Here is a 13,944-nt window from a genome sequence, read left to right on the forward strand (position 1 = left end):
CATTTCGTGCCAGCATTGCTGTGATCAAGTACGCACTTTACCTATAGTGTTCGAGAATTCATGCTGCTTTTGTTTTACATCATAAAAACCACACTTTTTTAAAACATTTTATTCACATTTTGAAATTTGCTGTTACACTCCAAATGTGCTTTTTATCGCACTAAAGTCTGATGTTATCGTTAAACATAATAAGAAGAATGCTGGAGTCACGTTTGAGACCGAACCGCTTATTACCACTGCTGGTAGCCGCATTGGCAAGTACTCAAGTACAAGCAGGCGATTTTACTATCGAGCTAGGTGGTTTTTATTCACAATCAGACTCTAATATGCAAGTCACTAACCCCTCTACGGGTAATAACTTCACCTTAGATTATGAATCAGACTTGCAATTAGCTGAGAACGAATTTCTCCCGTTTGTTGAATTAAATTATCACTTTAATGAACGTCATAATATTTATATTGATTGGAAACAGCTTCACCGTAGCGCCGAAACACTTGCCTTAGCTAAGCCCTTTCAGATTGAAATCAATGACACTATTTACGATATCAAGGCAGGTGGTAAGCTCAACTCGACCTTGAATATTGATATACTGCGCTTGGGTTATGGCTATGACATATTTCAGGGCAGCAACTACGACGTTGGTGTGTCACTTGGTTTGCACACTATGTTTATCAAAATGGGATTCGAGGGCGTTATCGGCGTTTGTGCGGCTTCTGAATTGTTAAACAATGTCTGTGGCAGCCAAGCGATTCCTCGCATGGTAGATGAAAACATCACTGCCCCACTGCCAGATATTGGTCTGTATGCTAATTATGAGTTTACACCCGGTTGGGAGTTAGTCAGTCACGCCCAGTATTTTTCTGTCAAACTCGATGATGTTGAAGGTGAGCTTGTCGATGTGAAATTAGGAATTGATGCGCAAATCACCTCTAATTGGAGTATGAGCGTGGCCTATAACTATTATAAAGTGGATGTGGATATCGCCCAAAAATCCGCCGATAAAGCGACTCAAGTTGCCAATTACAATATTTACTACAGCTTTATTGGACCTATGCTTTCTGTAAGCTATACCTTCTAAGTCCCTTGTAAGCTTCAAAATCCTAGATAAAAAGGGCGCCGTTTGGCGCCCTTTTTATTATTCTCGGTTAATTGCGACCATCTTGCTCACGTTTGGCCTTAAAATCAGACGACTCTAACCAACGGGGCCAATCTGTACTATTGGCGAGTGCTGTTAATATACTGGCTATCAAATCAAGGTCTTGACTGACCCCCGCCAATGACCAATTGGGGTCATAATCGTCGGCACCTTGGTGATATTTATGGGCAATATAATCGGGATCGGTATCCCCAAGGCTCATAAACAACAGGCCGGGTACACCTTGCTGGGCCAATGCAAAATGGTCTGATCTAAACATCAAACCATTTTGTGGCCGCGGATCCGCTTTGACAACACGTCCCTGAGCCTTCACAGCTGTGTCTAAATAATGCTCTAACTCAGAAACACCCTCACCATAACGTAGAATATAATCAACATCTTGATTCATATTCATGCCATCAATATTTAAAAAGGCGACAATATTTTTGGTAGGCACACTGGGATGTTGTGCAAAATGCTGGGCACCAATCAGGCCCGTTTCTTCGGCGGTAAAGGCACTAAACAGTATCGACCGCGCTAATGGCATTGTCTGTGCTTGTTGCTTAAAATGGCGCGCCAAGGCTAAGACACCCGCCACCCCACTGGCGTTATCTACGGCACCATTTAAGATCTCTGGTTTTCCATCTTCCATCACTGTGCCTAAGTGATCCCAGTGGGCATGCATCATCACCACCTCATCGGCGCGCGTCTCACCAGGTAAAATAGCGGCGACGTTATGGGATTCTGCACGTTCAATACTGTTTTTTAAGGTCAGCTGTGCCTGTAATTTTAAAGGTTGTGCTTTAAAGTTTGGCTTAGCGGCCTGTCGCTTTAACTTATCGAAATCCATCCCTGCCTTGGCGAAGATTTTTTGCGCGACATCATGTTGCACCCAGCCCATGACTCCCACTTGCCCTAGGTTATTATTACCATCGACCAAGGTGAATTTAGTGCCCGTATTCGAATTTTGCACTACGCCCCAGCCATAGGCGGCGGGAGCCGTTTCATGCACGATAAATACCGCTTCGGCACCCTGACGAGCCGCCTCTTCATACTTGTAGGTCCAACGGCCGTAATAGGTCATGGCATTGCCTTTGAAAACCTGAGGATCTTGAGTCGCAAACCCTGGATCATTGACTAACACTATGACGGTTTTACCTTTTACATCTATGCCTTGGTAATCGTTCCAATGATATTCGGGGGCATTAATACCATATCCCACAAACACCACCTCACTATTGGTCAGGGAAACCTTATCGACAACCCGTTGGGTTCTGGCGGTAAACTCACTGCCGTTAGCAAATTTGAGCCCCCCGATATCGAGCTGCATTTGTTGATCGGCACTTATCTTAGCCAATGGCACAGCCTGTAAGTAGCTGTCGCCAAAACCCGGTTTCAGCCCCATCTCTTTAAAGGCTTTTTCAAGGTAGGCTATCGTCAGTTGCTCGCCTTCAGAAAGCGGTGCTCGACCACCGAAGGCATCACTGGCTAAGGTTTTCACGTCGGTGCGATACTGTGTCAGATCAAAATTGTCCGCAAAGGATTGCGCAGCAATGGCAGGCAGGGACAACAAAGTACCCAAGGCACCGGCTAGGATGAAATTTTTCACGACTTTCTCCCAAGTTATTATCATTCTTTGATTTTGAGGATAAACTTTATCATATACTTCACCGCTTGTGACGGGATGATCGGGATATGTTTGGCAAAGCTTGCAAGCCATTTCTCGCAAAAGCACTCGAGTAGCGTGCAAGTTGCAGCTCATCCATTTTGTTATTCTTATTTTTATTCATCAGGGTAAATGCATGCCACGAGAATTATTGCAAACCGCGGCGCTGAATCTTAAAAAAGCGGTTCCGTTAATGCTCAAACATAGAATCCCAACCACACCTATCAATTATGCACTCTGGTATACCTATGTAGGCGAGCAAAATCCCGCATTGAATCAGCAATTAGACACTGTGATTGCCTATTACAACACTTGTCCACCGGTGAGCAGCGAACTGCTCTATCGCCAATATGTTGCCGATCCCCTTGAGTTGGATGTGCGCGAAATGCGTCAAAGCTTAGAGGCCATGGTGACTGAGCTTTCCCAATCGCTCAAAGACACCAATCTGGATGCCAACGAGTTTCAATCCCGCATAGACAGCAACTTCGCCAAACTCAATCGTATCGAAGAAGAGACGTTCAGCGTCGAACAAGTACTGGAACTCGTCCGCAATTTAGTCAAAGAATCCGACAGTATCCGCTCGAGTACGGCATTTTTTACTGGGCAACTGCAAAAGGCGCAAACCGAAATCGATGCACTAAAGCTGAAACTCGAACAAACCGAGAAAGATGTGCTTTATGATGCCTTAACTGGCTGTTTAAATCGACGCGCCTTCGATACCGATTTCAGCGGCATGCTAGCCCAAGCACCCGAAGGCACTTGTGTCATTTTGGCCGATATTGACCACTTTAAGGCCTTCAATGATAACTATGGCCACCAGCTGGGGGATCAAGTCCTACGGGCCGTTGCCAAACGACTGCAGGAATTCTGTCGAGAGGGGGTTAAGTTGTACCGATTTGGCGGAGAAGAATTTGCCATTATAGTGCCTAAGAGCCAATTGCGGATCGCCAGACAGCTCGCCGAGGCCATGCGCCGCGGGCTCGAAAAACTCAGCCTTAAGGATAGAAGAAAAGACGAGCGTATCGATAATATCACCGCATCCTTTGGGGTCGCCCAGTGGCAAGAGAAACAAACTGGGATCCAACTCATTGAAAAAGCCGACAAGTTACTTTACGAAGCCAAACGCCTCGGCCGCAATCGCGTTATGCCGATCAGTAACTGATATCATATCCACTCCCATAGTGCAGTAGCATAGTGTAGTAGATAGTGCCGCCCATCGAACCTTAAGGGCGGCACAGTCAATATTGAATCTATTGAAGTTAATTCAGCGTGAATAGTGTCTGTGTTACAGGGATCGCCTGCACCACAAATCTCAGTTCAGCCCCGCCTTGAAGGGCATCGAAAGGATAACACGTAATGAGGGTTAACCGGTCGTCGCGACTGGGCGCCATAAATTCGGTTTGGGATTCATGTACCACCTCAGTTGCCACCACTTGATAAAGAATATCCTTTCCCGATGCGGTCTGCAGCGATAATCGCCTACCGACTGTCATCCCCTTTAAAATAGAGAAATGTGTGTCCCTGTGCCCGGCAATCACAGTATTACCCGAGTCCCCCGCCCCCGCGCTCGATAACACTAAACCTGGTCCAAAGGCTAAGTTGCGCCCGGATGCACCTGCAAGTACATAGAGGCTATCGTTTGAGGCCATCCTATCGAAATGGCTCACTTGGCTATTTTGCTGGAACGATAATTTCGCCACCGGATACGTATCCGCCCATGACCAAGGCTTATGGGATTGGCCGTCCGCTAAGGTCTTAGTCCAGGCCTGTTCAATCAAATACTGGGCAAAGTGTGCTTTAGCTTGCATATAGAGTCCTTTTCCTAACAAAGTGCCACCGAGTAATAACCATCCGACTAACCACCACAACTGTGCTCGCTGCCAACGCATAGTTTGAATACTCACACCTGTGGCTTAGTCTTGAGCGCGAGCATGCTTGCCCTCTCCAGCCGACGTTGCTTCAACATGGAGGCGGCGAGCAACATGGCGATAAACAAGCTTATCGCACCGAGTAACATATCGAGGCGGCTCGCCATCGCCGTCTGTGGCAGTATGCCTAATGGCTGCCAACCTAGGGGCAAATGCTGACGAACAACCGCATCACGGCCCATGGCATTGGACTCAATTGGCGTCAAATCTACGGCCACTAAACTGGTATAGGCGCTGACTAAATGGTAATTGAGGGATAAGGCGGTGACCTGCTGTTTGACCCTATCATCGTTGGTACCGTTCTTACTTAGCTCCAGCGCCGCGATCTGCTTTCTGGCCCAGAGTAAGTCTAAACCGGCATTCTGATCGGGGATTGCTGCCAAGTTATCCATTAATGACAGGGATTGTTGCCAGTTTTTATGCCCTTGGCGGCCCGTGATCACTAACGCCTTGGGTTCACGTTGGCCACGTTTAAGGCTGACGAGTACAGGTTCACCTTGGTAAAGATCGGGAATGGGCGATGGCCAATAATCGGGGATATTGCCATCATCAAAATGCACTTGAATATCGGTTAATACTGGGTACTGGATTTTATTCAGTAGTGCACTGATCTTTTCATCGACCTCCTCTACCTTGCCAATGTAGGTAAAAGTACCGCGACCCAGTTCCGCCGCCCTTTGCATAAAATGCGAATTAGGCGCAGAGCCAATGCCCACGGTAAACAAGCGGCTATCGCCGATTTGATAACGGATTAAATCAAATAGGGCTTGTTCATTACCCACAGATCCATCGGTCATAAAGATCACTTGCCGTAGGTGCGGAGCTGCTTGAGTGACATCTTGATGATTTGTCGCCAATGCCGCATTGAGCGCCAATGCCATTTCAGTGCCGCCATCGGCCTGTAGGCGGTTAACAAATTGACGGGCACGGGCTAAGTTCGATGATGTAGCCGGAAGTGATCCCGACGATAACTGTGACATCTGGGAGTTAAATTCGATGATGTTAAAACTGTCCTTGGCTGTTAACCCATTGAGGGCATACAAGAGCGCATTTTTCGCCTGCACTATGGGATCCCCCGCCATAGAACCCGAGGTATCTATCACTAAAATTAATTCCCGGGGCAGACGCATCTGGGAATGATTATCCGCCTTAGGCGGTAATACCATGACTAAGCTGTAACTGTCTTCGATAGCATTCCCAGCCCCTTGGGACAAAACATCACTTTCATTCTGGTGGGTTTTCCCCCTTTGGTTAAACACCCAAGCGAGGGGGCTATTGCCTTGTTTTAGGCGCCACTGCAGCACAAAATCGCGGTTTGCAGGCACAGAATTGGCGAGCGACACAGTGGTTGCACCACGCTCTTCATTGAGTTTGATTCGATGGTACGGACTTTCAACCATGCTCGTCTCGACGCCCTCCCCCAGATCCACCCAAATATCGGCCTTAAGCTCAGGGGAATTATCCCCATCAGCCCCGCGAATAGGGGCAACAATTCTCTCGGCATCAAACACTTGCGCACTGGTCACTCGGTCATTGTCACCGCCATTATCAGCCGTATTTCCGGGGATATAACGCGGCGCCACGACCAAGGGAAACCGTAGACGAAACAAACCATCTTCATATTGAATGGCTTCTTGATAGCTAATTTCGACCACGAGTTGCTCACCAGGCGCCAGATTAGCCACCTCGGTCGTGAACATATTGGGTCGTTCCTGACTCACTAAGCTTGCGCGCTTCCCCTCGGCTTTGGCTTGCTCAAAGCGTTGTTTTGCCTCGGCCCTTGGATGAATTTGGCCCTCGATAATGCGCTGACCTATATGCAATCGGAGTGAATCCACCGCTGCTTCATTCGGTAGAGGGAACAGATATTGGCCATTGAGCACAAATTCGCTGTTGTTGTGAAAAATTTGCTTAACACTCACCCTATTGTTTAGGCCCGAGACGCGCATCGACACCTGTGTGTCTAAGGGTAAGGAGGGCACTAAGGCACCGTTTGGGTTGTGGTATACCAAGATGCCCTGAGTCACATCTTGGTAATCGAATAGCGATGGCTGCAGCAGTGAACGCCCTTCCTGCATTGACATCATATTACCGGACTCAAGTAGCGTCCCGGGGCTATTGGGTGAAGCCAGCACCACAAAGGGTAAACACCAACAAATCGCGACGGCTATCACTAAGGTCGCAACGGCTTCACTGACTTCTTTAACTCTTTTCCCTGTGGTCATCACAAAGACTCCCTGATCTTAAATACGCTGTGGTTAAATGCACTGAGATTAAAAGCGCTAAGGTTAAATACCGTGCTTATCCCAATGAAAAAGGCGCTAACGGTTATTTGGCGACATGATTTCATTAGGGAAACATTCAATGAGGCTATTAAACACAGGCGAAGTGGCATAGCAGGGGATGGAAAATGGCAATGCACGTATCAATTGTGGCAACAAAATGGCAATGGCATTCGAGGCCTTTTTTCTCAGGTAAAATCCTGTATAGTCACGAAAACTTAATCCCAGTAGTCAATAGGAATCGGGTTCTATGAAACGTATCGCCATAGTGGAAGATGAGGTCGCCATTCGCGAAAACTATAAGGATGTGCTGCAACAGCACGGCTACAGCGTACAAACCTATGCCGACAGGCCCTCGGCCATGCTGGCGTTTAACACGCGCTTACCGGATTTGGCGATTATCGACATAGGTTTAGGCAACGAGATCGACGGGGGGTTTACGTTGTGCCAGTCCCTACGGGCCCTATCCAATACCCTGCCCATCATCTTTTTGACGGCCCGCGACAGTGACTTCGATACTGTGTGTGGCCTGCGCTTAGGCGCCGATGATTACTTAAGCAAAGAAGTCAGTTTTCCCCATTTGACCGCCCGTTTAGCCGCGCTGTTTCGCCGCTCCGAGCTTGCGGCCAGCCAAACACCGAAGGAGAACCTGCTCGAACGTGGCCCACTGACGATCGACGCTAACCGTATGCAGGTATATTGGGATCAACATCCCATCGAACTGACTGTCACCGAATTTTGGATGGTGCATGCCCTCGCCAAACACCCTGGCCATGTGCGCAGTCGCCACGAACTGATGCAGGAGGCAAAAATTTTCGTCGATGACAGCACCATAACCTCCCATGTGAAGCGTATTCGTAAAAAGTTTATGGCCGCCGCACCTGAGTTTGACTGTATCGATACCGTCTATGGCATGGGCTATCGCTGGGATAGCCTTGCTTAATATGAGTCTTGCCTAATCAAGCCGCTATGGGATGTTAACCTCGAATTGATGACACGTTTCCCCTTCGGTCTTCGTACCAAAGTCATTGGCCTCAGTCTGTTTTTACTCTGCCTACCTTGGCTGGGGTATCAATATGTATGGGAAATGGAAAAATACCTACGCCACGGTCAGGAGCGCACTCTAGAAGGCACGACTCAGGCATTGGCCACCGCCCTACACGAACGGCCAAAACTGTTCGATGGCCAGGCGAGTTTCTTAAAACAGGTGGAAAAAAGCCGCGATCTCTATGCCTATCCGCTGGCGGGGGCGATTTTGCTCGACGGAAAACTCAATGAATGGCAGGAATACCAGCATAGGTTTATCCAATACGGACAAGCAAACCTGATCATGCGTGCCGATCCCAACATACCGCTAACCTTAAGCTTCACCCATATGGTTGGCCAATACGATGGTTATCTGTATGCCTTCTTTCAAGTCGTCGATCCCACTTTAGTTTATCGCGGCAAAAATGCGCTGAGCGTCGATAGAAACGATCATCTTTCCATCGCCACCCTCGCCCCCGACAATCAATTCAAGCGTTATATTGTCGCGACAACTCAACCCGGCTGGATCAGCGCCTTCGAACTGCCCGCAAATCCTAAGCAGACAGTGCCCGTCACCCCAGAGGTGCGCATCCAAGGGCAATGGGCCGCGACGGATGTGGGCTATAACATTGAACTGCGGATCCCCCTCGATATGGTGGGGAGCAAGCTCGGCTTTGCCATCAATGATGTGAATGACAGTAAATACCGCGATATCAGTGCCATTGTAGGCACCTCCGCCCTAGACACGGTCGATAAACTGGGGACTGTCCTAGTGCCCTCACCTGAAATTGAAAGTATTATCAAAGGGATGAGCCATTACAGCTCGCGGGTTTGGGTGGTGGATAAGCACGGCCGCGTACTGGCAAAGTCCGGTGATATTCGCGCCAATAGCAGCGTCTGGACCCGCACCTTAGAAGATGAGGCATCAAACTCCCTGTGGGAGAGTTTCAAGCGCAATTACTTGCATCCGCTTTACTATAAAATTCTGACTAAGCCACCGCAGGATTTTATCGACTCACTGCAGGATTCCACCGAACTGGACGGCAGCCATATTCGTAAGGCTCTCGCTGGGCAGCAAAGTTCGACGTGGCGCTTGACCCCAGATAACAAGGCTGTGGTGCTCGCCGCCGCCAGCCCTATTTGGATTGATAACAATGTATTGGGTGCCGTCGTTGCCGAAGAAACCACCCACGGCATTCGCACCCTACGCAACCGTGCCCTGGAAAAGTTGTTTAACGTGATTTTGACCATTATGAGCATGGGCACGCTGGCGCTGTTTTTCTTCGCCTCGAGTATCTCTAACCGCATCCGCAAACTGCGGGATGAAGCAGAAAATGCCATCGACAGCCAAGGTCGAGTCCGTAATCACCTTAAGCCCTCTAAGGCGCGGGATGAAATTGGCGATCTCTCCCGCAGTTTCTCCAGCATTGTGGGGCGTCTAGGTCAGTACACCCATTACCTTGAGAACATGTCGTCGCGCCTATCCCATGAGCTACGCACCCCCGTCGCCGTGGTGCGCTCATCCCTCGAGCATTTAAATCTACAAACCTTAGATAAAGATACCCAGAAATATGTCGATCGCGCCCAGGAAGGTGTCAGCCGCCTAAGTATGATCTTAAATAATATGAGCGAAGCGACTCGCCTAGAGCAGAGTTTAACCCAGGCCGATATCACTAAGTTTCCACTCTCCCAAGTGGTCAGCGGTTGTATGCAAGGCTATCAAATGACCTATCCAGAACAACACTTTAGTGTCAAAGTGCCCGAACAGTCGCTGATGATGCAAGGGGTCCCAGAGTATATTGCCCAGCTGATGGACAAACTTATCGCCAATGCGCTCGAGTTCTGTGATACGGGCAGCGCCATCGAAGTCACGCTTACTCAAGTGGGTAAGCAAGCAACCTTACTTATCAGTAATTTAGGGCCAGAACTTCCAAGTGATATGTCGGAGCAGATTTTTGACTCTATGGTGTCGGTGCGAATAAACCAAGCCCAGGATAAACCCCATCTAGGACTAGGCTTATATATCGCGCGATTGGTCGCCGAGTTCCACCAAGGACAAATCCTCGCCCGCAACCGCAGCGATCATAAAGGGGTAGATATCCTAGTAACGCTGCCTTTGAGCTAAGAGTCACGTTGCCTTTAAGCCCAGCGTCATAATCTAAAGACCGAACGGACTGCAGCCAATAACATGAGTCAAACTCATCATCGCGCCGCCTGTCATTTCTGCGCGCAGATGCTAAGATGACCGTCGTAACAATAGATTAGATATCTCCAATGGTTCTTCTCCAACATTGTTCAACCTATTCGTTCAACCTATATGCCAAGGTAATGATCCAATGACAGATAAACACCAGCTCGCCACCCAAATCGTCAGCTTAGGTCGAGACAAAAAATGGACTAAAGGCGTGATCAATCCACCGGTATTTCGCGCTTCGACTATCGTCTTCGAAACGATGGATGACATGCGCCACGCCGCCAAAAACAAAACCAATGGAGAGATGTTTTATGGCCGCCGCGGCACCCCAACCCATTTTGCCTTTCAAGCCGCCATTGCCGAGCTTGAAGGCGGTGTAGGCACCGCACTCTACCCTTCAGGCGCGGCGGCGATAAGTGCGGCGCTATTGTCATTTTTAAAGGCGGGCGATCACCTGTTGATGGTCGATAGCGTGTATGAGCCAACGCGGGATCTCTGTACCCATATCTTGGGCGGTTTTGGTATCGAAACCACTTACTACGATCCGCTGATTGGCGCGGGGATCCGCGACCTTATTCGCCCCAATACTAAGGTGTTGTTTTTAGAGTCCCCCGGCTCCATCACCATGGAAGTGCAGGATGTACCAACCTTGTGCCGCATCGCCCACGAACATGGGCTGATCACTATGCTGGACAACACTTGGGCATCCCCCATCAATAGCAAACCCTTTGAGATGGGCGTGGATATTTCGATTCAGGCGGCGACCAAATATATCGTCGGTCACTCGGATGTGATGATAGGCACGGCGACCGCCAACGAAAAATACTGGCCACAATTGCGTGAACACAGCTATTTGATGGGGCAAACCACCTCCCCCGACGACGTGTATCTTGCTGCCCGCGGCCTACGTACCTTAGGTGTACGCATGGCGCAGCATGAAAAAAATGCCCTCGAGGTCGCCAACTGGTTAAAGACCCGACCAGAAGTCGATCATCTGCGTCACCCCGCCTTTGACACTTGCCCCGGCCACGCGTTCTTTAAACGCGACTTTAGCGCCTCCAACGGTTTGTTCTCCTTTGTGCTAAAACAAGGCGATGCAGATGCGGTCACTGCACTGGTTGAAAATATGAGCCACTTTAAGATGGGCTTCTCCTGGGGCGGCTACGAGAGCTTGATTTTAGGGATTTTCGGTATTGATAAAATCCGCTCTGCTACCCAGTGGGATGCGAGTAAACCGTTAATTCGCTTGCATATTGGGTTAGAAGATCCCGCCGATTTAATCGCGGATCTCACTGCAGGGTTTGAGCGCTTTAATGCGGTGCTGGCGGCTAAAGCTAACTAAGATGCTAAATGCCAGGTGCTAGGTGCTAGGTGCTAGCCGAATATTAAAATCAAAAAGGGGCGGAATGTGTATTCCGCCCCTTTCTATTTTTACTCTAAAAGCTTCCCTAAAAACGCTGCTAAAAAACCTCTTCAAAACAATCCATTCCCCTAAAGATGGCAAAAGCGTCCACACCTTAGGCGGCAAAGATCAATTGTTTTTAGTCCCAACGGTTAGCGCGGGATCGACCCAAGCCTGCGAGCCATAGAGCGGCACAGTAGAGAGCGCATGTTTATGGCTACCATTGGTCTCTTTGGTCGAATAGGACAAATACAGCAGAGTCTGATTTTGCGCATCATAAATCCGGCGCACTTTTAATGACTTAAACAGAATACTCAAGGACTCAGTAAATACCACTTCCCCGTGTTTCCCCATATCTATCTTAGCCATATCCGCTGGCGTAATAGGTCCCGTTTGGCGGCAGCTGATCCCCATATCGGAGGGATCGGCAAAATCCAAATTCGCTTCGATACGGCTAATATGGCAAGTCACTCCGGGGATTTTTGGATCCTGCTTAGCATCGATAATCACATCCTTAGTCGTGAACAACCCTAGACTGACCTTACCCACATCATCACCACAGCCAGTCACGAATAGCACCAGAGTGGCGGCCATGGCCATTTTTAATCGCGTTATCATCTTAATGTCCCTATAAATCATTGTTTAACAAATAGCTTTTGGGCCCAGCGAGTAAGACCAGCGGTGACTGAACCAAAGTGATCGCCGACCACTACCGGAATATCGGGGTAAATTCCAGCAATTTTGCCGTAAATGGCCGGGCTTCGCGCCGTGCCGCCGGTGACATAAATAACATCGGGTAGACATTCTACCTGAGCAGCATCAGTAGACAAGGCATCTAGGGATAAGCCTCGCTCTGCTAAGGTTTTAGCCGCTTGGCTCAGTGCTTGGTGCATCAGGGCTTCTACTTTTGTGAGTGAAGGCTCGATGGCATTTTCAAACAACTGACGGCTTACCGCCGCTCGCAGGGCTGCTTCGATAAAATCGAGTTCAATATCGGTCTTATCCTGATCCGATAGAACAATTTTGGCGCGTTCCGCCAAACGTACTAGCTGATAGCTTAATTGCTGGCGCTGCACTTTTAATAGCCGCAGCAGTAACTGTGGCTGCTCGGCTTCTTTGATCAACTCATCAATCAATTTACGCGTGCTTAGGGTCGCAAATTCGCGTTGGGCACTGATATCATTGACGGCCACCGCATTCCAAAAAGGATTGCTCGGCATAGGCTTACCATTAATCATCAAGGAGCCTAAGCCAAAATGCGGCATAAAAGCATTCATCGCTAGGGCGATATCCAGATCATTACCGCCTATCCGCTGGCCACTGTGGCCTAGGCAATCGGCGGCGCGATCCTGCGCCATGATATGGGAGGGGCCCATCTTAACCACGGAGCAATCCGTCGTACCACCGCCCACATCGACCACCAGCACGGTTTTATCTTCCCTAAGGCTCGCCTCATAATCCATGCCCGCGGCTAAGGGTTCAAACAAAAAGGCGACCTCTACAAAACCGGCCCGGGTTGCCGCGAGGGAAAGAATGGCTTCTGCTTGACGATTACTCTCCTCGCCACCTATACCTTGGAAGTTTACTGGACGGCCAATCACCGCATGGGTGATAGCCTTAGCGCCTGAATCAAACATGCCTCTCTGGACTAAGATCGATTCGGCCCGCACTTTAATGTGCTGCATCATCAGGGTGACAATATCTTCAAACAGGGCAATTTGTTCGGGCCTGAGTCCCGTCGCACCTAAAAAGGATTTTGGCGAACGGACATAAAAACCTTCTTCGGGCGTTTCTAGGTAGGCTTTCACCGCTTGCTCGCCCACAAATACGGCTTGAGTATCAGGGTCGAGATCCAGCTCATGGCGCACCATGCGGGCACGGCTCAATTGTGCGGCACGCTTTTTGGCATAATCGGTTTTAAATTCAATAGGAAGTGCTTGATAAACGGCCTCGGCGATAAGCTCTCTGTCCATCGCATAGAGTGTCGACGGTAAATAAGTGGAATCCTCTGATAAGGGTAATAGTTGCACACTCTCCCCCTGCATAATTCCGACGGCGCAGTTGGCACTACCATAATCAAATCCGACGAACATACCTTCACTCCCGCGATAAAAAGCCGAGCAAAGTAACATAATTTGCCACAATGCCCAAGGTGTTTTGTCGGTCGTTTCGATGCAAGCATGTTTGGGGTGGACGGCTCACCAGAGGGGAAAGTGAGCCGGACCTCAGGACTTTCATCTTAGGGTCATATTTCTGTCACACTCGTCATCAATCTGACATATTTCCCTCGTATCTTTAGGCCCATATAAC

At 49.0% G+C, this 13,944-nt stretch carries 10 protein-coding genes; 5 read left to right on the top strand and 5 right to left on the bottom strand.

Annotation, left to right across the window (positions count from 1 at the left end):
• The first annotated feature begins 197 nt into the window (after positions 1-197).
• Positions 198-1,079 carry a DUF481 domain-containing protein gene (locus tag COW15_RS18155; RefSeq protein ID WP_293634717.1) on the top strand — a complete coding sequence of 294 codons (882 nt, stop codon included), beginning with the start codon at positions 198-200 and terminating at the stop codon, positions 1,077-1,079.
• 67 nt (positions 1,080-1,146) lie between these two features.
• Here the strand turns inward: COW15_RS18155 and COW15_RS18160 are convergent, their stop codons facing one another.
• Positions 1,147-2,769, bottom strand: coding sequence for a M28 family metallopeptidase (locus COW15_RS18160; protein WP_293634719.1), 1,623 nt, complete (start codon positions 2,767-2,769; stop codon positions 1,147-1,149).
• Between the two features lie 169 nt (positions 2,770-2,938).
• Between COW15_RS18160 and COW15_RS18165 the strand changes: the two genes are divergently transcribed.
• Positions 2,939-3,964 (top strand): GGDEF domain-containing protein, encoded by a 1,026-nt coding sequence (locus COW15_RS18165; RefSeq protein ID WP_293634721.1) that lies wholly within the window; start codon positions 2,939-2,941, stop codon positions 3,962-3,964.
• 97 nt (positions 3,965-4,061) lie between these two features.
• On the opposite strand, the gene COW15_RS18170 is transcribed toward COW15_RS18165, so the two are convergent.
• Both COW15_RS18170 and COW15_RS18175 read right to left on the bottom strand, forming a co-directional pair.
• Positions 4,062-4,691 carry a class GN sortase gene (locus COW15_RS18170; protein ID WP_293634824.1) on the bottom strand — a complete coding sequence of 210 codons (630 nt, stop codon included), beginning with the start codon at positions 4,689-4,691 and terminating at the stop codon, positions 4,062-4,064.
• Between the two features lie 11 nt (positions 4,692-4,702).
• Entirely contained in the window at positions 4,703-6,955 is a 2,253-nt protein-coding gene (locus tag COW15_RS18175; RefSeq protein ID WP_293634723.1) for a marine proteobacterial sortase target protein, read from the bottom strand.
• Positions 6,956-7,262: 307 nt separating this feature from the next.
• On the opposite strand from COW15_RS18175, the gene pdsR reads away from it, so the two are divergent.
• From pdsR to COW15_RS18190, 3 genes are all read left to right on the top strand, one after another.
• The gene (pdsR, locus tag COW15_RS18180) at positions 7,263-7,955 is read left to right on the top strand and encodes a proteobacterial dedicated sortase system response regulator (RefSeq protein WP_293634725.1); all 693 of its coding nucleotides are present in this window, start codon (positions 7,263-7,265) and stop codon (positions 7,953-7,955) included.
• 48 nt (positions 7,956-8,003) lie between these two features.
• On the top strand, positions 8,004-10,163 hold the full coding sequence (pdsS, locus tag COW15_RS18185) for a proteobacterial dedicated sortase system histidine kinase (RefSeq protein ID WP_293634825.1): 2,160 nt from the start codon (positions 8,004-8,006) through the stop codon (positions 10,161-10,163).
• A gap of 211 nt (positions 10,164-10,374) precedes the next feature.
• The gene (locus COW15_RS18190) at positions 10,375-11,574 is read left to right on the top strand and encodes a cystathionine beta-lyase (RefSeq protein ID WP_293634727.1); all 1,200 of its coding nucleotides are present in this window, start codon (positions 10,375-10,377) and stop codon (positions 11,572-11,574) included.
• A gap of 189 nt (positions 11,575-11,763) precedes the next feature.
• On the opposite strand, the gene COW15_RS18195 is transcribed toward COW15_RS18190, so the two are convergent.
• Positions 11,764-12,252 (bottom strand): CreA family protein, encoded by a 489-nt coding sequence (locus COW15_RS18195; protein WP_293634729.1) that lies wholly within the window; start codon positions 12,250-12,252, stop codon positions 11,764-11,766.
• A gap of 17 nt (positions 12,253-12,269) precedes the next feature.
• Positions 12,270-13,727, bottom strand: coding sequence for a molecular chaperone (yegD, locus tag COW15_RS18200; protein ID WP_293634731.1), 1,458 nt, complete (start codon positions 13,725-13,727; stop codon positions 12,270-12,272).
• Positions 13,728-13,944: the final 217 nt, after the last annotated feature.

It is taken from the genome of Shewanella sp. CG12_big_fil_rev_8_21_14_0_65_47_15 (assembly GCF_002783505.1).
Classification (GTDB): domain Bacteria; phylum Pseudomonadota; class Gammaproteobacteria; order Enterobacterales; family Shewanellaceae; genus Shewanella.

Bases quoted from the DNA above. Each gene is read 5' to 3' on its own strand.
- COW15_RS18155 (WP_293634717.1), top strand. From the start codon at position 198: ATGCTGGAGTCACGTTTGAGACCGAACCGCTTATTACCACTGCTGGTA.
- COW15_RS18160 (WP_293634719.1), bottom strand. From the start codon at position 2,769: ATGATAATAACTTGGGAGAAAGTCGTGAAAAATTTCATCCTAGCCGGT.
- COW15_RS18165 (WP_293634721.1), top strand. From the start codon at position 2,939: ATGCCACGAGAATTATTGCAAACCGCGGCGCTGAATCTTAAAAAAGCG.
- COW15_RS18170 (WP_293634824.1), bottom strand. From the start codon at position 4,691: ATGCGTTGGCAGCGAGCACAGTTGTGGTGGTTAGTCGGATGGTTATTA.
- COW15_RS18175 (WP_293634723.1), bottom strand. From the start codon at position 6,955: ATGACCACAGGGAAAAGAGTTAAAGAAGTCAGTGAAGCCGTTGCGACC.
- pdsR (WP_293634725.1), top strand. From the start codon at position 7,263: ATGAAACGTATCGCCATAGTGGAAGATGAGGTCGCCATTCGCGAAAAC.
- pdsS (WP_293634825.1), top strand. From the start codon at position 8,004: ATGACACGTTTCCCCTTCGGTCTTCGTACCAAAGTCATTGGCCTCAGT.
- COW15_RS18190 (WP_293634727.1), top strand. From the start codon at position 10,375: ATGACAGATAAACACCAGCTCGCCACCCAAATCGTCAGCTTAGGTCGA.
- COW15_RS18195 (WP_293634729.1), bottom strand. From the start codon at position 12,252: ATGATAACGCGATTAAAAATGGCCATGGCCGCCACTCTGGTGCTATTC.
- yegD (WP_293634731.1), bottom strand. From the start codon at position 13,727: ATGTTCGTCGGATTTGATTATGGTAGTGCCAACTGCGCCGTCGGAATT.